This is a genomic window from Corynebacterium axilliensis (genome assembly GCF_046097495.1).
In the GTDB taxonomy this organism is placed as follows: Bacteria; Actinomycetota; Actinomycetes; order Mycobacteriales; family Mycobacteriaceae; genus Corynebacterium.
Map to the genome: position 1 here is coordinate 546764 of NZ_CP175768.1, position 21592 is coordinate 568355.

Annotated in this window: 22 protein-coding genes, 1 pseudogene and 1 riboswitch; of the genes and pseudogenes, 17 read left to right on the forward strand and 6 right to left on the reverse strand. The window is 62.7% G+C overall.

What is annotated here, in order from left to right; all coding sequences use genetic code 11:
- Positions 1-21: 21 nt before the first annotated feature.
- From tatA to ACKFR8_RS02670, 3 genes are all read left to right on the forward strand, one after another.
- Positions 22-288 (forward strand): Sec-independent protein translocase subunit TatA, encoded by a 267-nt coding sequence (gene tatA / locus ACKFR8_RS02660; protein ID WP_296132367.1) that lies wholly within the window; start codon positions 22-24, stop codon positions 286-288.
- A 123-nt stretch (positions 289-411) separates the two neighbouring features.
- Entirely contained in the window at positions 412-1389 is a 978-nt protein-coding gene (gene tatC / locus ACKFR8_RS02665; RefSeq protein WP_408930515.1) for a twin-arginine translocase subunit TatC, read from the forward strand.
- A 54-nt stretch (positions 1390-1443) separates the two neighbouring features.
- Entirely contained in the window at positions 1444-4257 is a 2814-nt protein-coding gene (locus tag ACKFR8_RS02670; protein ID WP_408930516.1) for a DEAD/DEAH box helicase, read from the forward strand.
- On the opposite strand, the gene ACKFR8_RS02675 is transcribed toward ACKFR8_RS02670, so the two are convergent.
- Both ACKFR8_RS02675 and ACKFR8_RS02680 read right to left on the reverse strand, forming a co-directional pair.
- Positions 4254-4379, reverse strand: a complete 126-nt coding sequence (locus ACKFR8_RS02675) for a hypothetical protein (RefSeq protein ID WP_408930517.1) — start codon at positions 4377-4379, stop codon at positions 4254-4256. The genes ACKFR8_RS02670 and ACKFR8_RS02675 overlap by 4 nt on opposite strands.
- A 34-nt stretch (positions 4380-4413) precedes the next feature.
- Entirely contained in the window at positions 4414-4875 is a 462-nt protein-coding gene (locus tag ACKFR8_RS02680; RefSeq protein ID WP_408930518.1) for a hypothetical protein, read from the reverse strand.
- Between the two features lie 45 nt (positions 4876-4920).
- On the opposite strand from ACKFR8_RS02680, the gene ACKFR8_RS02685 reads away from it, so the two are divergent.
- Both ACKFR8_RS02685 and ACKFR8_RS02690 read left to right on the forward strand, forming a co-directional pair.
- Positions 4921-6012, forward strand: a complete 1092-nt coding sequence (locus ACKFR8_RS02685; RefSeq protein WP_408930519.1) for a M24 family metallopeptidase — start codon at positions 4921-4923, stop codon at positions 6010-6012.
- Positions 6012-6746: an SDR family oxidoreductase gene (locus tag ACKFR8_RS02690; protein ID WP_408930520.1), complete on the forward strand. Its 735-nt coding sequence runs from the start codon at positions 6012-6014 to the stop codon at positions 6744-6746. Before ACKFR8_RS02685 ends, ACKFR8_RS02690 begins: the two co-directional genes overlap by 1 nt.
- Before the next feature lie 16 nt (positions 6747-6762).
- Here the strand turns inward: ACKFR8_RS02690 and ACKFR8_RS02695 are convergent, their stop codons facing one another.
- On the reverse strand, positions 6763-7230 hold the full coding sequence (locus ACKFR8_RS02695; RefSeq protein ID WP_408930521.1) for a hypothetical protein: 468 nt from the start codon (positions 7228-7230) through the stop codon (positions 6763-6765).
- A gap of 70 nt (positions 7231-7300) precedes the next feature.
- On the opposite strand from ACKFR8_RS02695, the gene ACKFR8_RS02700 reads away from it, so the two are divergent.
- The 9 genes and pseudogenes from ACKFR8_RS02700 (at position 7301) to ACKFR8_RS02740 (ending at position 16943) form a co-directional block, all read left to right on the forward strand.
- Positions 7301-7864 (forward strand): FxsA family protein, encoded by a 564-nt coding sequence (locus tag ACKFR8_RS02700; protein ID WP_408930522.1) that lies wholly within the window; start codon positions 7301-7303, stop codon positions 7862-7864.
- Positions 7864-9363: an apolipoprotein N-acyltransferase gene (lnt, locus tag ACKFR8_RS02705; protein WP_408930523.1), complete on the forward strand. Its 1500-nt coding sequence runs from the start codon at positions 7864-7866 to the stop codon at positions 9361-9363. The genes ACKFR8_RS02700 and lnt overlap by 1 nt, the downstream gene beginning before the upstream one ends.
- A 15-nt stretch (positions 9364-9378) precedes the next feature.
- Positions 9379-10254 (forward strand): polyprenol monophosphomannose synthase, encoded by an 876-nt coding sequence (locus ACKFR8_RS02710; RefSeq protein ID WP_408930524.1) that lies wholly within the window; start codon positions 9379-9381, stop codon positions 10252-10254.
- A 178-nt stretch (positions 10255-10432) separates the two neighbouring features.
- Positions 10433-11563: an ABC transporter ATP-binding protein gene (locus ACKFR8_RS02715; RefSeq protein WP_408930525.1), complete on the forward strand. Its 1131-nt coding sequence runs from the start codon at positions 10433-10435 to the stop codon at positions 11561-11563.
- Between the two features lie 28 nt (positions 11564-11591).
- A pseudogene (locus tag ACKFR8_RS02720) lies at positions 11592-12836 on the forward strand (DUF4032 domain-containing protein).
- 266 nt (positions 12837-13102) lie between these two features.
- Positions 13103-14434, forward strand: coding sequence for an ABC transporter substrate-binding protein (locus ACKFR8_RS02725; protein ID WP_296132334.1), 1332 nt, complete (start codon positions 13103-13105; stop codon positions 14432-14434).
- Positions 14435-14471: 37 nt separating this feature from the next.
- Entirely contained in the window at positions 14472-15317 is an 846-nt protein-coding gene (locus tag ACKFR8_RS02730; protein WP_296132331.1) for a carbohydrate ABC transporter permease, read from the forward strand.
- A gap of 3 nt (positions 15318-15320) precedes the next feature.
- Positions 15321-16229 carry a carbohydrate ABC transporter permease gene (locus ACKFR8_RS02735; RefSeq protein ID WP_296132328.1) on the forward strand — a complete coding sequence of 303 codons (909 nt, stop codon included), beginning with the start codon at positions 15321-15323 and terminating at the stop codon, positions 16227-16229.
- Between the two features lie 84 nt (positions 16230-16313).
- Positions 16314-16943: a MusI family membrane protein gene (locus tag ACKFR8_RS02740; protein ID WP_408930526.1), complete on the forward strand. Its 630-nt coding sequence runs from the start codon at positions 16314-16316 to the stop codon at positions 16941-16943.
- A gap of 83 nt (positions 16944-17026) precedes the next feature.
- On the opposite strand, the gene ACKFR8_RS02745 is transcribed toward ACKFR8_RS02740, so the two are convergent.
- Positions 17027-17410, reverse strand: a complete 384-nt coding sequence (locus ACKFR8_RS02745; RefSeq protein WP_296132324.1) for an RNA polymerase-binding protein RbpA — start codon at positions 17408-17410, stop codon at positions 17027-17029.
- Positions 17411-17553: 143 nt separating this feature from the next.
- On the opposite strand from ACKFR8_RS02745, the gene ACKFR8_RS02750 reads away from it, so the two are divergent.
- From ACKFR8_RS02750 to ACKFR8_RS02760, 3 genes are read left to right on the forward strand one after another with little or no spacing between them, the layout of a single operon-like run.
- On the forward strand, positions 17554-17913 hold the full coding sequence (locus ACKFR8_RS02750; RefSeq protein ID WP_408930527.1) for a hypothetical protein: 360 nt from the start codon (positions 17554-17556) through the stop codon (positions 17911-17913).
- Between the two features lie 5 nt (positions 17914-17918).
- Entirely contained in the window at positions 17919-18617 is a 699-nt protein-coding gene (locus ACKFR8_RS02755; RefSeq protein ID WP_408930528.1) for a YceI family protein, read from the forward strand.
- A 5-nt stretch (positions 18618-18622) separates the two neighbouring features.
- Positions 18623-18787 carry a hypothetical protein gene (locus tag ACKFR8_RS02760; RefSeq protein WP_296132317.1) on the forward strand — a complete coding sequence of 55 codons (165 nt, stop codon included), beginning with the start codon at positions 18623-18625 and terminating at the stop codon, positions 18785-18787.
- 15 nt (positions 18788-18802) lie between these two features.
- Here ACKFR8_RS02760 and ACKFR8_RS02765 read toward each other — a convergent pair whose 3' ends face one another.
- Together ACKFR8_RS02765 and ACKFR8_RS02770 are read right to left on the reverse strand one after the other, a co-directional pair.
- Complete coding sequence (locus ACKFR8_RS02765) at positions 18803-20338, reverse strand: bifunctional hydroxymethylpyrimidine kinase/phosphomethylpyrimidine kinase (RefSeq protein WP_408930970.1); 1536 nt, start codon at positions 20336-20338, stop codon at positions 18803-18805.
- Positions 20338-20437: riboswitch (TPP riboswitch) on the reverse strand. Its footprint overlaps the gene before it by 1 nt.
- Positions 20438-20522: 85 nt before the next feature.
- Positions 20523-21428, reverse strand: coding sequence for a Dyp-type peroxidase (locus tag ACKFR8_RS02770; protein WP_296132315.1), 906 nt, complete (start codon positions 21426-21428; stop codon positions 20523-20525).
- Positions 21429-21592: the final 164 nt, after the last annotated feature.

Genomic DNA, 21592 nt, shown 5'->3' on the forward strand with positions numbered 1-21592 from the left:
AAGCTAGAAAGAGGCATACCCATGAGCGTGGGACCTTTGGAAATCGGCATCCTCGTCCTCGTCATCGTTTTGCTCTTCGGTGCGCGTAAGCTGCCGGAGCTCGCCCGCTCCCTGGGCCGTTCCATGCGCATCTTCAAGTCCGAGGTCAACGAGATGAAGGACGAGAACAACACGCCGAAGCAACAGGGGCAGATCGCCCAGTCCAAGCAGACTGATGAGGAGTTCTGGAACAGCCCCGAGATGCAGCCGCGTACCAACCCGGTAGACGGTACCCGGAATCAGCAGTAGGACCAGAAGTACATCTACAACCACTAGTCGGGAGACACAGTGAAGGGCGGGACCACCACGGGCGCGCGGTCACAGAAATGGGCGTCGAAGCTGCGGCGTAAACCGAAGAACCCCACGGGGGAGATGACACTTGTGGAGCACCTCAAGGAGCTGCGCAAGCGCATTATCATCTCACTCTTGGCCTTGGTCGTCGGCACCATCGTGGGCTTCGCCTGGTACCAGTACGCCCCGTTTGGCATGTCCCCGCTGGGTGAAATCCTGCGCGGTCCCTACTGTTCGCTGCCGCCAGAGCAACGTCTTTCCTTTAGCAACGACGGCGAGTGCCGCCTACTGGCCACCAGCCCGTTCGAGATGCTCCTGCTGCGTCTCAAGGTGGGCGCGCTGGCAGGTGCTGTGTTGTCCTCGCCGGTCTGGCTCTATCAAGTGTGGGCCTTCATCGTGCCTGGCCTGCACAAAAACGAGCGCCGTTTTACCTTCCTCTTCGTGACCACCGCCGTGGCGCTGTTCGTGCTCGGTGCTGTGCTCGCGTACTTCATCCTGTCGGTCGGGCTAGAGTTCCTTGTCGGCATGGGCACCGAGTTCCAGACCGCCGCGCTCACGGGTGAACGCTACTTCTTCTATGTGCTTGCGCTGCTGCTCATCTTCGGCGTGAGCTTTGAGATCCCGCTCCTCATTGTCTCCCTTAACATGCTGGGAGTCCTTGAGTACGAGCACGTGAAGGACAAGCGCCGCATCATCATCGTGGCCATCATGATCTTCGCCGCCGCGGTGACCCCGGGACAGGATCCCTTCTCCATGCTGTTGCTTTCGATCGCTCTCATAGTTCTGGTGGAGGCAGCCTTCCAGTTCTGCCGCATCAACGACAAGCGCCGGGGACTCCACAAGCCTGAGTGGATGGACCTCGACGACGAAGAAGCTTCACCGCTGGGAGAGGGACCGGGAGGAATCAGTGCGCCGAGCACCATCCCGGCGCCGTCGAGCGTGCGTTCCTCCAGTACTCCGGTCGGTGGTCCGACGCCGCAGCCGAGCCAGACCCCGACTGCCCAGCCCAGCACCCACTCCGCGCCCCCACAGGGTGGTTTCTTCGACGACGTCCTCTAGCAGGCCATATCCCACCCGCCACGGGACAAGTCTGGCCGGGTACCCTGGGAGCTTATGACCTTGACGCATCTTGACGAGTTCACCAGCACCCTGCCGTACTCCCTCGATGACTTCCAGCTGGAGGGGTGCCGCGCCGTCGAGGCGGGCCACGGCGTGCTGGTCTGCGCACCGACGGGCGCCGGCAAGACAATCGTGGGCGAGTTTGCAGTATCCCTCGCGCTGAGTCAGGGGACCCGCTGCTTCTACACCACGCCGATCAAGGCGCTGAGCAACCAGAAGTACCACGACCTAGTGGAGGCCCACGGTGAGGACGCTGTAGGCCTCCTCACCGGTGACGTGTCCATCAACTCCTCTGCGGACATCCTCGTGATGACCACGGAGGTGCTGCGCAACATGATCTACGCCAGCTCCGGTGCGCTCGAGCGCCTCACCCACGTGGTCATGGATGAGATCCACTTCCTCGCGGATGCCTCTCGCGGCGCGGTGTGGGAGGAGGTCATCCTCAACTTGGACGAACACGTCTCCATCATTGGGCTCTCCGCCACGGTGTCCAATTCCGAGGAATTCGGCCGCTGGTTGAGCGCCGTGCGCGGCGATACCACCGTCATCGTCTCCGAGAATCGGCCCGTCCCACTGGACCAGTGGATGATGGTGGGCCGCAAGATTTACCCGCTTTTCGAGCCGGATTCCGGCGGACAGGTCAACGCGGAGCTGCAGCGCCGCATCCACCGGCTGGAGTCCGGCGCCGAGGACGCGACCCGGGCGGATGGACGCGCCAGCTTCCGCGCCCGCGCTCGCCACAAGGGCGGCGGCCGGGGAAGGGACAAGGCCGAAAGATCTGACAAGCGCAGTGGTGCGCCGCGCGCCCAGGACCGCTACCGCCCGCTGGGCCGGCCGGAGGTGCTCAAGGAGCTGCAGGCCATGAACATGCTCCCGGCAATTACCTTCATCTTCTCCCGCGCTGGGTGCGATGGCGCGCTCTACCAGTGCCTGCGCTCGCGCATGGTGCTCACCTCCCAGGAGGAGGCTGCGGAGATCAAGGCGATCGTGGACAAAGGCGTGGAGGGAATCCCGGAGGAAGACCTCCAGGTGCTCGACTTCAAGCGCTGGCGCGAAGCCCTCTCCCGGGGCTTTGCCGCCCACCATGCGGGCATGTTGCCCGCCTTCCGCCACATCGTGGAGGAGCTCTTTGTCAAGGGCCTGGTGCGCGCGGTCTTCGCCACCGAGACCCTGGCTCTGGGCATCAACATGCCGGCGCGCACCGTGGTGCTGGAGAAGCTTGTGAAGTTCAACGGCGAAGCGCACGTAGACCTCACCCCGGGCCAGTACACACAGCTCACCGGCCGCGCCGGCCGGCGTGGCATCGACACGCTGGGCAACGCGGTGGTGCAGTGGGCACCGGCGATGGACCCGCAGGCCGTCGCGGGCCTGGCGTCTACCCGTACCTACCCACTCATCTCCACGTTTGAGCCCGGCTACAACATGGCCATCAACCTGCTGGGCATGCTCGGCTTCGAGGAGTCCCTGCGCCTGCTGGAGAAGTCCTTTGCTCAGTTCCAGGCGGATGGATCCGTGGTGGAGGAGACCCGCGAGATCGAGCGCGCGGAGCACCGCGTCAAGGAACTGCGCGCGCAGCTGGAGGATGCCCTGGGCCACCTGGCCCCGCCCACCACCGACGATGAAGACGCGGCCGATGTCCTCATGGACTATGTGCGGCTGCGCCGCGCGCTGACCGACGAAGAAAAGGCCGCCCACGCAGCCAAGAAGGACGAGCGCCGCAAGGAGGTCGCTGCAGTCCTGGCCCGGTTGCAGGTGGGCGAGGTCATCGCCATCGCCACGAAGAAGAAGCCAACGCTGGCGGTGGTTATTACCCCCGCCAACCAGACTGCGGATCCGCGCCCGTGGGTGACCACGGAATCAGGGTGGTCCGGGCGCATTGATGCCGCTGGAATTGAGAATCCGCCGATCTCGGTGGGACGGATGAAGCTGCCGCGCGCGGTACAAAAGAGCCCGCGCCGCCACGTGAAATACGTCCAGGACACCTTCAAGCGGGATCATTACTCGCGGCCGAAGAAGATGCGCTCTACCCCGCGCAATCGCCCCAACCACAAAGTGGGCCAGTTGCGCGATGAACTGCGAGCACACCCGGTCCACCGCTGGCCGGCGACCGACCGCGAGCAGCTGGCCGGGGTAGCCCAGAAGCTAGCGCGCCGCGAGCGCGACCTGGAGAAGCTGCAGGCCAAGATTGAGCGGGCCACCGATACCTTGGGCCGCACCTTTGAGCGCATCGTCGATCTGCTCTCGGAGATGGACTACGTGGAGTTTGAAGGCTACGGGGCCGACCGCGAGCCCGTCATCACCGACGAGGGCGAGCGTTTGGCGCAGATTCACTCCGAATCCGATTTGCTCGTGGCACAGTGTCTCAAGCGCGGCATCTGGAATAACCTCGACCCGGCGGAGCTGGCCGGCGTGGCCTCCCTGTGTGTCTTTGAGAACCGCAAGGCCACCCGCGGCGAGCCAGTCGCGGCGACGGATCCCATGGCCGATGCCATGGAGGACACCTGGCGCATTTACGCGGAACTCGTCGCAGACGAAAAGCGCCAGCGCCTGCCGCAGACCCGGGAACCAGAACCCGCGTTCGCCCTGGCTATCCACCAGTGGACGGCCGGGGCACCGCTGGCGTATTGCATGGGCGCGGCCAACGAGGCCGGCGCTGAGCTCACGCCCGGTGACTTCGTCCGCTGGTGCCGTCAGGTGGTGGACCTCCTGCAGCAGGTGGCCAAGACCGGCTACGAGGAGGAGATTCGCCGCAATGCCCGGCGCGCCATTGACGCCATCCAGCGCGGTGTCGTCGCCATTGGTGCCTAAGCGCTCTTGAGGAGCGCGCTCGCCGCCGCGGCGATCGCTGCGCGGTGAGGGGCAGCAAGCGAAATCGTGGCCACGTGCAGATTCGCCCCGAAGGGGTCGAGGATGAGGGACTGCGTTCCCACAACCTCCTCGCCCACGAAGGCCGGCCCGCCGGAGTCACCCTTGAGCGCAGGCTCCGCGTTGAAGAGGAAGCCGGCGGGGGAGACGGTGGTCCGCAGAATCTGCGGACCACGTGCGCCACAGCGGTGCGAGAAAGTGGCCGCGTCGGCGTTGCGCCCGGGCTGCCTTGCCGCCAAAACCCCACGTGACAACTGGCTGCCGGAAGTGGGGAAAGGACTCGGATAGGCCGGGGAGATCCCGGGGCGGGGCAGGTCTATCCAGCGCGCAGATAGCCATGTCGGTGCCGTCGATGGTGCGCACCGCCTGAATCCGCCGGTTGAACCCGCCGCGGACCTTGTAGCTGTCACCGGGGACGAGCCCGGGGCGGAAGAAGTGGGCGCAGGTGAGCACGAGGCGGGTGCGGTGGTTAAGGCGGGGGCGCAGGGAGACGTCGACAAGCACGCCCGAGCAGTACGCCTCGCGCGTGCGGATCGTAACGGTGGACGGGTGAGAAATCATTGCGCCCTATCCTATAGGCCGGCTGGGAAGGATAGGCTGGAGCACATGACTGATAACGGTGTGTTCACTTCCCGCCTCCAGCGAGCCCAGGCAGTACTGGCGCAACGCGGCATCGATGCCGCTTTCATTGGCACCGGGCCGGAGTTCGCATACCTGACAGGTTCATGGGTCAGCTCCCATGAGCGCCTGACGTGCCTGGTCCTGCGGCCGGAGGGAGAACCCGTCATTGTGGCTCCTATGACTGATCAGGACTCCCTCGCGGGCGTTCCTGCCACGGTGCGCGGATGGAGTGACGGTCAGGATCCGTATGCGCTGGCCCTGTATGGGCTGAACCCCGCCACGGTGGCGCTGGGGAGCTCCCTGACCGCGGATCACGTCCTGCGCTTCCAGGCTGCACTGCCGCAGGCGCGCTGCGTGCTGGCGACAGAAGCTTTGGCGGAGCTGTTCACGCGCAAGGATCCGGAGGAGGTGGAACAGCTGCTGCGTGCCGCCCACGCCATCGACGCGGTACACGCGCAGGTTCCGGATCTCCTACAGCCCGGGCGCACTGAAGCGGAGGTAGCGGCCCAGCTCCGCGAGCTGATCCTGCGCGAGCACCAGGCAGTGGACTTCATCATCGTCGGCTCCGGACCGAACGGGGCGAACCCGCACTACGACTACGGCGACCGCAGGCTGGCAGAAGGTGAGCCGGTGGTGGTTGACATCGGCGGCACGCTGGATTCCGGCTATCACTCCGACTGCACCCGCACCTACGTCGTGGGCGGGGACATTGCGACAGCCCCGCAGGACTTCCAAGCGGCCTGGGCGGTGCTACAGGAGGCGCAGGCTGCAGGCCGTGCGGCCGCACGACCAGGTGCTAGCGCCCAGGCGGTGGACCGCGCCACCCGCCGCGTCATTGCTGAGGCTGGGTGGGGAGAGTACTACACGCACCGCACCGGGCATGGCATTGGTTTGTCGACGCATGAGGAGCCCTTCATCATGGAAGGCAACGAGCTTGAGCTTGCTGAGTCGATGTGCTTTTCCATCGAACCGGGCATCTACGTTCCCGGAAAATGGGGTATGCGCTTGGAGGACATTATGGTGATCACTGCTACGGACAGTGAGTCCCTGAACTGCGCGCCGCGGGAGGTGCGCTAGTGGGTGCGCTTCTTATTCTGGGCGGACGCAGCGACATCGGTGGTGAGCTGGCGCTGCGCCAGTGCGCGGGCCGGCCGGTGGTGCTCGCAGCGCGCGGAGGCAATGGCATGGAAAAACTTTCGGCACAGCTGATGCGTGCGGGGGCGGAGTCGGTGCACACGATGTCCTTCGATGCTGCCGATGTGGCTTCCCACCGCGTAGTGGTGGAGCGCGCCGCTAAGCTCGCGGGCACTGACATCACCACGGCCGTGGTGGCCTTCGGCATCCTGGGGGAACAGGAGCGCGCCGAACACGACGAAGCGCATGCCTTTGATATCGCCCTCATCGACTACGCCGCGCAGGTCTCCATGCTCACGGTGCTGGCCAGCGTCATGCGCGAGGGCCACATCGTTGCCTTTTCCTCGATTGCCGGATGGCGCGCACGCCGCGCGAACTATGTTTACGGTTCCACCAAGGCCGGGCTGGACGCTTTTTGCCAGGGATTGGCCGACCGCCTGCACGGCGGCCCGCTCTCACTGATCACGGCGCGCCCCGGCTTTGTCATCGGCTCGATGACCACGGGGATGAAGCCCGCGCCGCTTTCGGTCACCCCGGACGTAGTTGCCGCTGCCGTGAGCGCGGCAATCGAGAAGGGTACGGGCTCCCGCACCCTCTGGATTCCCCGCCCGCTGCAGGCGCTGGCGTGGGTAATGCGACTGGTTCCGCGCCCGGTGTGGCGTCACATGCCGCGCTAGTCCCCGCTAGTCCGGGCTAGTCGTTGAGGAAGGCCGAGTTTGCGTCGAAGATGAAGCCGCGGGGAGCCAGTACCCGCAAGACCACGTCGGCGTCACCCTCCGCAAGGTCGTGGATGACCACGCCACGCCACTCGGTCACAGAAATGGCAGCGCCAAGCTGGCCGATGAGCTCGGCGTGCTCACCCGGCAACACACCACGATGAAGGCCCGCACCCAAGTCCACGCGGCCTGGCTCGGTGTGCTGGGTCAGCCACCCGATGGGTGGCTCCTCAAAACGATGAGTAGTCGGAGTATCGCCGGGGGAGTCGGGGAGTTCGATGTCGGCGAAGGCTTCCACGTCGTACACGCCGCGCACGCTAATGACGCTGTGCTGCTCCAGGTACACGTTGCCGTCGGCACCGGCGCGCGCCGCCTTGCCCAGGGCTACCCATTGGTGTGGTTCCACCATGCCGCCGTCCGGATAAAAGTGCAGGCTATCAGTCATGGTGAGCCAGTTTATCTCCCCGAGGCGGGTCTTCAGCGAACTGCCAGGTGAGGCAAGTAGGGTAGGCGGCATGCCGTTTGTTCTGTTCATCGCATACATCCTCTTGGAATCACTGGCCTTTTGGGCCGTAGCTCAGTGGATCGGCGTCCTCTGGGCGCTCCTGGCGCTCGCGCTCACCATGCTGTTCGGCATGTCCATCGCCAGCTGGGAAGTGCGCCGCATGATGTCCAGCCGCATCCGCACATCCGGTGACGGCGCCTACGTTATGGAGGATCCAACCCCGGGCAAGACTGCCGGAAACGTGGGCCTGACCATGGTGGGTGGCCTGCTTTTGTCCCTGCCTGGCTTCGTGTCCACCATCATGGGCGCGCTGCTCATTTTCGCACCGACTCGCTCAGTCATCCGTTCGGTGCTGGCAGCCTCCATGTTTAAGAAGATCGAGAACATGGGCGTGCGCGTCTACGAGGCATCCCCCATGGCACAACACCGTGATTCCTACGGCTCCTTCGGCGCAGCCACAGCCGGCCCGGGCGCAGGAACCGCTGGGCAGTCCCACGAGGTCATCGATGAGGACGAGTTGCGGGACTGGACCGAGCACGTGAAGCCGGAAGACTTCGGGGACGGCACCAAGTAGTGCTGGAGTTTCTTTTCCGTACAGTCCTGGCCGCGGCCTCCGGCGCTATTACGTATCTGGCCGTGGAACCGCGCGGCTGGTGGGCCGCCGGCATCATCGGCATTGCCATTCTGGTGGCAGCGCTTTCCCCATGGCGGGGAAAGGCCCCACGCCTGCGCACGGGCGCGCTCGTAGCCGTCGTGCACAGCGCCGTGCTGTACCTGCTTACTCTGCCGTGGATCGGGGAGTTGGTGGGCAACGCGCCCTACATTGCGCTGGCTTTGTTCTTGTCCCTCTACAGCATCCTGCTGGGCATCGGCGGGGCGGCGCTGTTGCGCCGGCGCCACGGATTCGCGGCCTTCCCCTTCTTCTATGTCGCAGTCGAGATGCTGCGCTCCTCGGTGCCTTTCGGCGGTTTTTCCTGGGTGCGCCTGGCGTGGGGCCAAATAGAAGGCCCCTTGGCCAACCTCGCGCCGTGGGGCGGTCCAGCGCTTATTACGTGTGCGGTGGTGTGCGCTGCCGCCGGCCTCGTCGGTCTAGCGCACGCACCGCGGTTGGCGTGCGGATTTATCGCGGTGCCGCTGGTGGGTGGGTTGTTAGCCGGCGCAGTCGTTAACAAGCCCGGCGCCACCGTGGACACCGTCGACATCGCCGCCGTGCAGGGCAACGTTCCGCGCCTTGGCCTGGACTTTGCTGCCCAGCGCCGCGCGGTGTTGGACAATCACGTCCGCGTGACCGAGGAGGCCGCCCGCGCTGGGTCTCGCCCCGACATCGTTATCTGGCCGGAAAACTCCTCCGATATCAATCCCTTCCGGAATCCGGACGCGCGGGAGCTTATCAACTCCGCCGCGGCCGCCATCGATGCCCCCGTCCTGGTCGGCACGCTGACTGTCGACGACGTCGGGGCACGAAACACCATGCAGGTATTCAATCCCGATGGCTCCGTGGGTGAACACCACTATAAGAAGTACCTCCAGCCCTTCGGAGAGACGATGCCGTTGCGTGACTTCTTTAAGAGGTTCACTGACTTGGTGGATCTAGCAGGGGACATGAAGGCGGGAGACGGCACTGGAGTCGTAGACATGGCGGGGATCCCCGTGGGCATCGCGACGTGCTACGAGGTGAGCTTCGATCAGGCCTTCCGCAGCGCCGTCGACCACGGCGCACAGATCCTGTCTACGCCGACCAACAACGCCACCTTCAGTGACTCCGACATGACCTACCAGCAGTTGGCGATGAGCCGCCTGCGCGCACTTGAGACGGACCGCGCGGTCGTGGTGGCGGCCACCTCCGGGGTCTCCGCCATCGTGCACCCAGATGGCAGCGTGAGCCAGTCAAGCGGTATTTTCGAGCCGGCTTATCTGGAAGAGGAGCTTCCATTGCGAGAAAACCGCACCCTAGCGGTGCGTTATGGTTCGCTCCTGCAATGGCTCATGGTTATCATTGGAACGGTCTGCGCGCTGCTGGCGGTCTATTCCACCCGCGTGGGACGCGGCACCACGCCCAGAAAAGAAATCTAAAGGAGCAAGGAACAAGTGAGCTCGACCCACGAATCCACCCTGGTCATCATCCCCACCTACAACGAGATTGAGAACCTGCCGTTGATTACCGGCCGCGTGCGCGAAGCCACCCCGGAGGTCCACATTCTCATCGTGGACGATAACTCCCCGGACGGCACCGGTGAGGCCGCAGACCAGCTGGCGGCTGCGGATGACCACCTCCACGTCCTGCACCGTGAGGGCAAGGGCGGCCTGCTGGGCGCCTACATCGCGGGCTTCGAGTGGGGCCTGGAGCAGGACTACCAGGTCCTGTGCGAGATGGATGCGGACGGCTCCCACGCCCCGGAGCAGCTGCACCTGCTCCTCCAGGAAATTGACAAGGGGGCAGACCTCGTCATCGGTTCCCGCTACGTGCCGGGCGGCGAGACCGTTAACTGGCCCGCCAACCGCGAGCTGCTGTCCCGTCTGGGCAACAAGTACATCTCGGTCGCCCTGGGCGCCGGCATCAACGACATGACCGCGGGCTACCGCGCCTTCCGCCGCGAGCTGCTGGAGCACCTCGACTTCGGCGAGCTGTCCAAGGCCGGCTACATCTTCCAGGTGGATGTGGCTTTCCGCGCCATCAAGGATGGATTCGACGTGCGCGAGGTACCGATTACCTTCACCGAGCGCGAGCTGGGCGAGTCCAAGCTGGACGGCTCCTTTGTCAAGGATTCTCTCCTTGAGGTCACCAAGTGGGGCGTCGCGCACCGCTCGGAGCAGCTGACCGATCTCACCAGTGAGATCTCCACCCTGGCCAGCCGCACCGTCAAGGACATGGAGCTGGGTTCTAAGGCTTCTAAGGCAAAGTCCGAGGTGATTGGCTTCGTCGAGGAGATGACCTCCCTGGCTAAGCACGCATTCAAGCGCTAAGGCTCCAGTTCCTCTGCGCCCCGACTTCCTTGTCACAAGGTGGTCGGGCCGTTGCGGTAATAACCAGTTGCGGTGCTAGTGTTGTAGGTGGCACTGAACCGGTGCAACGTGATGTGTTTCACGGATTCTCACACTACGGATCGTTCGGCACGTACCTGCCGATGGAGGAGTTACCGCAATGGCAACCGTTACATTCAAAGACGCAACCCTGACCTACCCAGGGGCCGCAGAGCCCACGGTGAAGAAGTTCAACCTGGACATCGCCGACGGCGAGTTCCTGGTGCTCGTCGGCCCCTCCGGCTGCGGTAAGTCCACCACGTTGCGCATGCTCGCTGGCCTGGAAAACGTCACCGACGGCGCTATCTACATCGGCGACAAGGACGTCACCCACGTCGCCCCGCGCGACCGCGACATCGCCATGGTCTTCCAGAACTACGCGCTCTACCCGCACATGACCGTGCGCGAGAACATGGGCTTTGCCCTGAAGATTGCCGGCAAGTCCCAGGAAGAGATCAACCAGCGCGTCGACGAGGCCGCAGCCACTTTGGGGCTGACGGAGTACCTAGAGCGCAAGCCGAAAGCACTCTCCGGCGGCCAGCGTCAGCGCGTGGCCATGGGCCGGGCCATCGTGCGTAACCCGCAGGTCTTCCTCATGGACGAGCCGCTGTCTAACCTGGATGCGAAGCTGCGTGTCCAGACCCGTACGCAGATCGCCGCCCTCCAGCGCAAGCTCGGGGTGACCACCGTGTACGTCACCCACGACCAGACCGAGGCCTTGACCATGGGTGACCGTATCGCCGTGCTCAAGGACGGCTACCTGCAGCAGGTGGGCGCCCCGCGCGAGCTGTACGACAACCCCGCCAACGTCTTCGTCGCCGGCTTCATCGGCTCCCCGGCCATGAACCTGGGCACCTTTACCGTTGACGGCGACGTCGCTCATTCCGGCGATGCCCGCATCAAGCTCTCTCGCGAGACCATCGAGGCCATGGCCCCGGAGGACAACGGCCGCATCACCATTGGTTTCCGCCCGGAGGCCCTGCAGGTCATCCCTGAAGGCGAGTCCACCGAGCACTCGATCCCGATCAAGCTGGACTTTGTCGAGGAGCTGGGCTCCGATTCCTTCCTATACGGCAAGCTCGTCGGTGACGGCGATCTGGGATCCGCCGCAGAGGACGTGCCGGAGGATGGCCAGATCGTCGTCCGCGCGGCTCCGAACACGGCGCCAGCACCGGGCAGCGTCTTCCACGCTCGTATCGCCGAGGGCGGCCAGCATAACTTCTCGGCGTCGACTGGCCAGCGTCTGCCCTAAACACTACCGAGGAGGAGAACGGCTCACCATGAAAGAGTCAATGAGTATTACCTCCTCAACGTACGCGTCAGCGTTGCTGGCGTTGCCGTGGGATACGCCCCTGGAGCATTGGCCCGATGAACTCATCGCAGCCCTGCCCAGGGGCATTTCTCGGCACATCGTGCGTTTTGTGGGGATCAACCGTGGCATCGTCGCGGTCAAGTAGATTGGTGTGCGCACCGCCCACCACGAATACAAGATGCTGCGTGAGCTACAGCGCCTCGGCGCTCCTAGTGTGCGTCCAGTCGCCGTCATCACTGGGCGCCATCCCGCCATAGAAAGCTACGGCGAGCTTACCGCGGCACTGGTGACCGAGCACCTGGAGTTCTCGTTGCCGTATCGCGAGATCTTCTCCCGGGACCTCACCATTGAAGAGGCGAAGAAGCTCATCCGCGCGCTGTCGGTGCTGCTTGTACGGATGCACCTTCTCAACTTTTACTGGGGAGACGTATCACTGTCGAACACCCTCTTCCGGCGCGATGCGGACACCTACTCGGCCTACCTGGTCGACGCCGAGACGGGGGAGTTCCAGCCGAACCTCTCAGAATCACGCCGGCTTTACGACGTCGACATTGCCCGCGTCAACATCATCGGCGAGCTCATGGATCTTCAGGCCGGCGAGCATTTGGACGCGAGCATCGACGTCATTGCGCTAGGCAGCCTCGTGGAGAGCTCGTATCTGGAACTGTGGGACGAGCTCACCGCAGAGGAGGCGGTGGACGCCAGCGAGTACTGGCGCGTGTCCGAGCGCATCGACCGGCTGAACCGCCTGGGCTTCGACGTGGGCGAGCTCAAGGTCACCAAGGATGCCGCGAAGCAGACGGTGCGCATCCGTCCGGTTGTGGTGGACCCCGGCCACTACCGCGCGGAGCTACTCAGTCTCACCGGCCTCAGCGTGGAAGAACACCAAGCGCAGCGCCTTCTCAGCTCCATTCAGGCTTATCAGGCAGTGGAGTGTGCGGCGCACGTGGGCCTTACTCAGGCAGCGCACCGCTGGATGACCCAGGAGTATGAGCCGACCCTCGCCGCCGTGCCTAGCGAGATGATGGGCAAGTTGGAACCGGCACAGATCTTCCACGAGATCACGGACCACCGCTGGTATCTCTCGCAGGAGAGGGGAGAGGCCGTCTCACTCCCGGAGGCCACCGAGTCCTACGTGGCGACTGTCCTGCCCAGCCGTCGCTACGAGGCCCGCCTCCTGCATGCCCCACACCCTCAGGAAAACCTCTCATAACCAGGTGCGGGTCCCCGCCCGCGTGTGAACTCAACACAAGCGGGGGCAAGCACATGGTTTTCACAGTCCGATATGTGCAGTATCTGCCCGAATGCCCCATTATTGGGGCATTTTTTCTTGTCCGGATATGCATATGCTCACAAACGGGCGATTTGACTCCCATAAACTTTGTTGATGTTCACCACATCACTAAACTGAAGAACAGGTCAACCAGTTCATAGCATTGGCCTCCGTGCCGATTTCTCACTTAGAAAGGTGAGCTCATCATGAAGCGTCTCACTCGCATTGCCTCCATTTCGATGGCATCTCTCCTCGCCGCTACCAGCCTGGTAGCATGCTCCTCCGATTCGGACGATGTAGGAAACGTCTACTTCCTCAACTTCAAGCCGGAGCAGGATGCCGCCTACCAGGAGATTGCGAAGGCCTACACCGAGGAGACTGGTGTGGACGTCAAGGTGGTCACCGCCGCCTCCGGCTCCTACGAGCAAACGCTCAAGGCGGAGATTGGCAAGGACGAAGCCCCCACGCTGTTCCAGGTCAACGGCCCCGCCGGGTTCATCACCTGGCAGGACTACATGGCGGATATGTCTGATACCGAAGTGGCAAAACAGCTCACGGATGACGTGCCGCCGCTGACCACCGAGGACGGGGAGCTGCGCGGCGTGCCGTTTGCCGTCGAAGGTTTCGGCCTCATCTACAACGACGAGATCTTTGACAAGTACATCGCCACCTCCGGGGCCAAGATCAAGTCCACGGACGAAATCACCAGCTACCAGAAGCTCAAGGAAGTAGCAGAGGACATGCAGTCCAAGAAGGACGAGCTGGGCATCGAGGGTGCCTTCGCCTCCACCTCGCTGACTTCCGGTGAGGATTGGCGCTGGCAGACCCACCTGGCAAACGCTCCTATCTGGCAGGAGTTCCAGGACAAGGGTGTTGAGGACACCAACGAGATTGAGTTCTCCCACAACAAGGAGTTCAAGAACCTCTTCGATCTCTACCTGGACAACTCCACGGTGGAGAAGTCCCTGGCCCCGTCCAAGACGGTATCTGATTCCATGGCAGAGTTTGCCCAGGGCAAGGCTGCTATGGTGCAGAACGGTAACTGGGCATGGTCCCAGATTTCGGAGACCTCCGGCAACGTGGTCAAGGAAGACAAGATCAAGTTCATGCCGATGTACATGGGTCTGCCGGACGAGGAGAAGTTCGGCCTCAACGTCGGTACTGAGAACTACCTGGGCGTGAACGCCGAGGCTTCGGAGGCGGACCAGCAGGCAACGAAGGACTTCGTGGATTGGCTGTTTACCTCTGAGGCCGGCAAGGAGCACGTGGTTAAGGACCTGGGCTTCATCGCTCCTTTCGACTCCTACACCGCCGAGGACACCCCCAGTGACCCGCTTGCAAAGCAGGTGGCGGATGCCATTGCCAACAAGGATGTCACCACCTACCCGTGGAACTTCCAGTACTTCCCGTCCCAGCAGTTCAAGGATGACTTTGGCCAGGCGCTGGCGCAGTACGCCTCTGGCAGCATGAAGTGGGAGGACGTGGTGAACCAGTTCAAGGACAACTGGACCGCTGAGAAGGAAGCCAACTGGGGCTAAGCGCTCCCACACACCTAATAGCTAAGGTCGCACCACCATGCAAGCAACACTGAAGAAGTACTTCCCAGTATTCGTCTTGCCCACCCTGCTGGCATTCATGATTGCCTTCTTGGTCCCGTTCGTTGTAGGTTTCTTTCTCTCCTTTACGAAGTTCACCACGATCACCAAGGCCAAGTGGGTGGGCCTAGACAACTACGCCAAGGCCTTCTCTGAGCGCGAGGGCTTTATCGCCGCCTTCGGTTTCACCGTCCTCGTCGTCATCGTTTCCGTCATCACCGTCAACGTCATTGCGTTCCTGCTGGCGTGGATGCTCACGCGCAAGCTGCGCGGCACGAACTTCTTCCGCACGGTCTTCTTCATGCCGAACCTCATCGGCGGCATCGTGCTGGGCTACACCTGGCAGACGATGATCAACGCTGTGCTCTCGCACTATTCCACGACGATTAGTGCGGACTGGAAATTCGGTTACGCCGGCCTCATCATGCTGCTCAACTGGCAGCTCATTGGCTACATGATGATTATCTACATCGCGGGCCTGCAGAACGTCCCGCCGGAGCTCATCGAGGCCGCCGAGCTCGACGGCGTCAACAAGTGGGAAATGCTGCGCCACGTGACCATCCCCTTGGTCATGCCGTCCATCACTATCTGCTTGTTCCTCACACTGTCGAACTCCTTCAAGCTCTTCGACCAGAACTTGGCGCTCACCAATGGCGCGCCGTCAGGCCAAACTGAGATGGTGGCGCTCAACATCGTCAACACGCTGTTTAACCGGATGAACGTCGAGGGCGTGGGCCAGGCCAAGGCCGTGATCTTCGTCGTCGTCGTGATCGTCATCGCGTACTTCCAGCTGCGCGCCACCCGTTCCAAGGAAATCGAGGCCTAAGCCATGACTACCTCTACGCAGGCCTTACCTGCCTCCCAGCACAAGGACCACCAGCTGCCGTCTGACAGCGAAACCCGGATGTCCGGCGGGGCCAAGTTCGTGGTGTACGCCATCCTGGTGTTCTTCACCATCGTGTTCCTGGGCCCCATCCTGTTCATCCTCGTCAACTCCTTTAAGTCGAAGTTCGCCATCTCCTCCAACCCGTTTGCACTGCCCATCGGGGAGACCTGGGTAGGATTCGAGAATTTCATGGTGGGCTTGACCAAGCAGGGCTTCCTGGAGGCCACGCTGTGGTCCTTCGTCATCACCATCCTGTCCGTCATCGTCATTGTGTTCTTCTCCGCCATGACGGCGTACTACATCACCCGCGTGAAGACGTGGTGGACCAACCTGCTGTACTACCTGTTCGTGGTCTCCATGATCATCCCGTTCCAGATGGTGATGTTCCCGACGGTGAAGATTGCGGACATGCTTCACCTCAACAACCCCCTCGGAATCGTGGTCCTGTACCTCGGCTTCGGCTCGGGACTGTCAGTGTTCATGTTCGCCGGCTTCGTGAAGTCGATCCCCATCGACGTGGAAGAGGCCGCGATGATCGACGGCTGTGGCCCCATCCAGAACTACTTCCGGGTGGTGTGGCCCATGCTCAAGCCCACGGCAGTGACCGTGGCTATCTTGAACGCCATGTGGGTATGGAACGACTACCTGCTGCCGTACCTGGTCATTGGCTTGTCCACGCGCTACAAAACCATTCCGGTGGTCATCCAGTCCTTCGTTGGCTCCAACGGTAACCGCGATATGGGCGCCATGATGGCCATGCTGGTGCTCGCCATCATCCCGATCGTCATCTTCTATTTCTCCACGCAGAAGCACATCATCGAAGGTGTCGCCGCAGGTGCTGTGAAGGGCTAGCGTGCACTAGCGCTTCGCCGCATCCCCCGAAATAGGCCTCCCGGTTCACTCCACCGGGAGGCCCTTCTATTAGGTTTGATCTCTATGAATCGATTCCTCGGGCCCGAGTCCAAGTTCTATGCCGTCCTGAGCTTGTTCGCCGACCTCGTGATCGTCAACGTTTTGCTCGTCATCACCTGTTTCCCCGTCGTCACGGGTGGCATGTCCCTGCGAACCGCTCACGAGGTGATAGGGGAGATGGTGCGCGAGGAAGGCTCCCGCCGCGGCTCTGCGTTCGTACGCCGCATCCTCACCAGGCCAGCCCCCAACACCGCGTGGTGGCTCCTATGCCTTCTCCTCGTGGGCCTCGCCGCCTACGAATTTGCCGTCATTGCCCAGGCCGATCTGGGGTCCATGGGTCTGGTGCTCCGCGCGGCGTTGATCTCCGGCCTCATTGTCCTGGGCTGCGTGAGCGTATGGTTCTTCCACCTCGACAGGCCCGGACTGTCGTTTACGCAGCGCTGCGCGCAAGCGATGACCCGGGCGGTTGCGCACCTGCCGCGCACGGTGCTCGCTATTCTGCCGGCTGCGCTGATGATTCTCTTCCCGTTCTTTGCGCCGGGCCAGTGGGGCAGCTACCTATTTTTCCTCGCGGTAGTAGGCCCTGCTCTGGCCATCTATCTAGCGGAGCTGGCCCTCCAGTGGCCTGAGCTCTCCAGCAGCGGTGGCGCGTAGAGAAGCCGCCAAGGAAAGAAGCCAAGACATGACAAAAGGGGTGCTGACAAGCACCCCTTTTTTGCTCTTCAGCCGGTGTCGGCTTAGGACTCCTTGGCCTCTTCTTCCTTCTGCTCCTTGAGCAGGCGGGCAGCTGCCCGGCGGCGGGAGCGCAGGTTCTCAATGCGCTCCGTCAAAAGCTCATCCAGCTCCTCAATGGAACGGCGCTCACGCAGCATGTCCCAGTGGGTACGCGGCGGCTTCGCCGGCTTGGACTCCACGCCCTCGCCCTCGACGAGGGTGCCGAGCTTGCCGTTCTTGCACATCCACTCCTCGGGGATTTCCGCGTCGTCAGCGAAAGGCACCTCGTAGATATCGCCGTCCTCAGTGCGGTACTTCACCATCTGGCGCGGAGCCAAGTCGTGGTCGCGGTCGGTTTCGTAGCTCACAGCGCCCATGCGGCTGCCGCGCAGTACGCGATCTGCCATGCAACATCATCCTTTTCAAGCAGTGTTAAAGCATTGAGGGTCCAGGATCGGGTTCGACCTTTATCACCCAAAGTTCCACCAGTATAACGAATGCTGCTTGGGCTTTGTTCCCAGCCCAAGGATTATGGGCTAAGGTGTGTGGAGTGATTGGTACACAGGACCGACAGCATGGCTCGCCTCGGCGTAACGCTGCGGCCACCTGCCAATGGTGCGGCAAGGAGATCGCACAGGGAGGCCGGGGCCGGCCGCGCAAGTTTTGCTCGCCGTCGTGCAAGCAGCGCGCCTACGAACAGCGCAATAACGTCGCCGGAACCCAGATCCCGGCGGATGCCGTTATCTTGACGCCAGAGAAGGCTGATCGCCTCCGGGACGGCTTATTTGAGTTGCGGTGCTGCGCTCAGGACGTGGCAACGGCGGCGTCGGAAAGCGCCAGCCCAGAAGAGATAGAAGAACTGTGCGCCGAGCTGGTCACGCTCGCGCGCAAGCTCGAGGAATTGAGATAGGACGTATGAAATCGTTGTTGGGAAACCGAAAGCTCGTCATCACCATCTTCGTGGTGTTGATTCTCGCTTCCTCGGCGCTGGCCTTCGGGCCGCTGGTGTTCTCGTTGGTAATGGGCAGGGGAGTCAAGACTGAGCCGGTCAACGCCGAGAGGACCCAGGCCGCCACGACAGATCTGGAAGGCGAGTGGAACGTGGTCAAGGGCTCGCCCTACAACTTCACCTCTGCCGGTTTCACCATCGATGAAATCCTGCCCGCAGACAAGCGCACTACATCCGGCTCCACCAAGGACGTCACCGGGCAGGCCACGATCAAGGGCTCTACGGTCGAGGACGCCACGATCACCGTTGACATGGCGACGCTGACGACGGACAAGAAGGTCCGCGATCAGAACATGAAGTCCAAGCTCTTTGAAGTAGACGAGTTCCCAGTGGCGACGTTTACGCTGACCGAGCCGGCGGACCTCTCCGCAGTACCTGACGACGGCTCCGCGGCCACCGTCTCGCTCACTGGTGACCTCACCATCCATGGCGAGACAAAGCAGGTGACCAATGATTTCCAGGTGGTACGCGACGCAGACACCGTCGTGCTGGGCGGCGACATTCCGCTCAACCGTCTCGATTACGGCGTGGAAACCCCGGAGATGATCGCGGCCAAGATCTCCGAGGTCGGTGCGGTCAACGTCCGCGTGACTCTCCAGAAGTAGCGACGATGGGCTACCGCCGCCTGATCCCCGCCCTGTGGGTGCGCCTCGTCGTCCTCATTGCCTTTGGTATCTTTGTCCTCACGCAGGACATGCCGTGGCTCGCGGCCCTCGCCGTGGTGCTGGGGCTTTTAACGATAGGCCAGCTCGTGGCCGCCTACCGCCAGCGCTAAGATCGCCGCGGGGCACTAGAAGCGCCGGTCCGCCTGGTCGAAGAAATCCACCTCGTGGATGCAGGCGCTGATGTAGGCGCGCTCGGCGCGGGATCGCGTTTCTTCGTCCGCCCGCGCCAGGGCTTGCTCCACAATCTCCAGGCTGCGTCGAACGCTGCCCAGGAAGTCCTCACCGCCGTAGACCTTAAGCCACGCGTGGTAGGGGTGGTCTTCCGAATCGTGCTCTGCCAAATAGAGGCCCACCTCCGCGTACAGCCAGTAGCAGGGGAGCACCGATGCCGCTGCCACCACGTAGTCATCGGTGTGGGTGCAGCGGATCAGAAAGTCGGTATAGGCGCTGGTGACTCGCGACGGCGCCGAGGAGACCCTTCCCTGGAGCCAGGTGCGGTGGAGCTCTGCTTCTTCTGCGAGGCAGCCATAGGCGCTTTCTGCCCAGTGGAGCTGTTCTTCGGTGCTCGGCGCCAGGCTAGCCAGCCGTGCCAAGGCCTTCGAGTAGGACGACAAGTACTGGGCGTCCTGATCGAGGTAGAAGGAAAACGCCGACTCATCCAGGGCACCGGATCCTAAGTCCTCGATGAAGGGCAGAGCCACGATAGCGTCCCACTGCGCCGCCGCGATGTTCCAGAGGCGCTGGGTGTGCGGGCCGGCTGCGGCCACGCGGGGCTGCGCCGCCTGTGCCTCTTCCTTGAGCGGGCCGGCGAGGTGGGGTAGCGGCACCGCGGAGGCTGCCCGCATGAGACGCTGGGCGCGATGGAAGTGGTCGACGGGGCCGTGACCAGTGCCGACGCGGAGCGCATCGGCGTGTGCAATGGCCTCATGCAACCACTGCGTGGACCACTCCAGGGCAGCCGCAGCATCGTCGCCGGCGCCCAGCCGCGTGGCCAGCGCCGAGGACAACGAGCAGCCGGTGCCGTGAGTGTTCTTGGTGTCCACGCGAGTCGATTGCACCCGGTGCACCTGACCGTCTGGGGCCACCACGGCGTTATCAGCACACCGCGAGTTCAAGTGACCGCCCTTGACCACAACGGCGGTGCCGGCCTCGCGCGCCCACGTCGTAGCGGTAGCAATGGCCTCGTCCAAACTGCGGGCTTCCTCGGTCTGAGTGAGCACCGCCAGTTCCTTGAGGTTCGGTGTGATGACATCCGCGCGGCGGCACAGCTCGCGCACGGCTTGCTCTGCCTCTTTTTCCAAGAGGCGGTCACCGCTGGTAGCAACCATGACAGGGTCAAGGACAACTGGAACGGACGGATCGAGGCCGTCGAGGAACTCCGCCACCACGTGGGTAATGCTGGCGTCAGCCAGCATGCCGATCTTCACCGCATCAATGGCCACGTCATCGCGAACGGAGTCCAGCTGCTCGCGGAGAAAGTCCACCGGCGGGACATGGACGCTGCGCACGCCCTGGGTATTTTGCGCCACCAGGGCGGTCACCACGGACATTCCATATCCGCCCGCGGCGGCAATGGCCTTCAAATCAGCCTGAATTCCCGCCCCGCCGGTTGGATCGGTGCCGGCAATAGACAGGACACGGGGGTAGGCGCCGCGCGCCACAAAGTCGTTCACAACTATCCCTTCGCTAGTGCTAACTAAGTGCAGGTTCAATGGGTCTATATCTCAGCCACACCACGTGCGGCACCCCATGTTGTGAGCCACAGCCTAACAAAGACGCACAGGTAGCGTGGGCACAATGCCCAGATTGTCTACTTCCGTGCGCCGCAGGGACTTAGTCTGGTAGCTAGTGTGGGAGCTCGTCGAAGCTATCCATCAGCTCCGCGCTGGGCACGAAGAAGTTGGTGCCGGTCAGCGCCGTGGAGAAGTCAAGGATGCGGTCGTAGTTGCCTTCCGGATCGCCGATGAACATGTTGCGCAGGCGCTGGTTGATGTGCTCCGGATCCTTGGCGTAGGCGATGAAGTACGTTCCCATTTCACCCGCGGCGAAGGAGCCAAAGACCATGTTCTCGCGGTAGATATCCTCATCCAAGTCATTGAGCGCCACGTGCGAGTTCGATGGCTTCGTCTCCTCATCCAGCTCAATATCGTCAGCCTTGGTGCGGCCGATCACGCGTTCTTGTTCCTCGGTGCTCAGCTGATTCCACGCGGCCAAGTCATGAATATATTTCTGTACCGTGACATAAGATCCGCGTGGGTAGTCAGCATCGTCTTCCAACAAAACCACGCCCAGGGCTTCATCGTCGAACGGGTTAGCCGTTCCGTCCACAAAACCCAAAAGGTCGCGCTGATCCAGGTACTTGAATCCTTGCGTCTCATCGACGACCGTGGCGTGCGCGCCCAGCTGGTCCAGCACGTGGCGAGCCATCTCGTGGCACAGGTCGTAGGAGTTGGCGCGGAAATGCAGGAGGATATCGCCAGGCGTGGCGGGCGCATCGTGCGCGGCGTGGATAGCCTCGAAGTCTTTGAGAAGGCTCGGGCGCGGAGCGCTAGTTAGACGCGACCACATGGAGGCACCGATGCCGACCACAGTATATAGATTTCCGTCATTGTGACGGAATTGTACCGACTTGTAGGTGCCAGTGAATCCGGTCAACATATCCCGAGTAGCCTGTTCGCCACCGGGGGCGATGTTCAGGACCAGAAAAAGAGCTGCGCGAGAGGGCTTGTCTACAACGTGTTGAATAGGCATAGCTCCTAGACTAGCGCCGCGAGCCACGCCCGCGCCGGCGACACCCACATAACGTTACGGGCGACTACACGGACACCGTTGGGCACAATTAGGCACCGCGCTGACCCGCGGCAAGCGCCCACACGGCATACATATAAGGAACGAGGACCAGGCGAGTCAGACGA